Annotated in this window: 1 pseudogene; it reads left to right on the top strand. The window is 62.7% G+C overall.

The features are described 5' to 3' along the window. A pseudogene (locus tag AB4Y35_RS42220) lies at positions 1–255 on the top strand (IS630 family transposase); the annotation flags it as partial.

Below are 255 nucleotides of genomic sequence, written 5' to 3'. Positions count from 1 at the left end.
GCATGCGGCGGTGTTCTGCGTGGACGAGAAGACAGCCATCCAGGCGCTGGATCGCAAGGACCGGATGTTGCCGCTCTCGCCCGGGCGTGCCGAGAGTCATGGCTTTGAATACAAACGCAACGGCACCGTGAGCCTGTTCGCGGCATTGAATGTCGCCACCGGCGAAGTGCTGGGCAAAACCGCGCCGCGTCATACCAGCGCCCAGTTTGTTGCGTTCCTCACCGAGGTAGTATCGGCGCAGCCACGCGGAAAGGA

This window comes from Paraburkholderia sp. EG286A (assembly GCF_040965375.1).
In the GTDB taxonomy this organism is placed as follows: Bacteria; Pseudomonadota; Gammaproteobacteria; order Burkholderiales; family Burkholderiaceae; genus Paraburkholderia.
The sequence above is the reverse complement of the archived record's forward strand: the minus strand, read 5'-3'. Positions and strand labels throughout refer to the sequence as shown.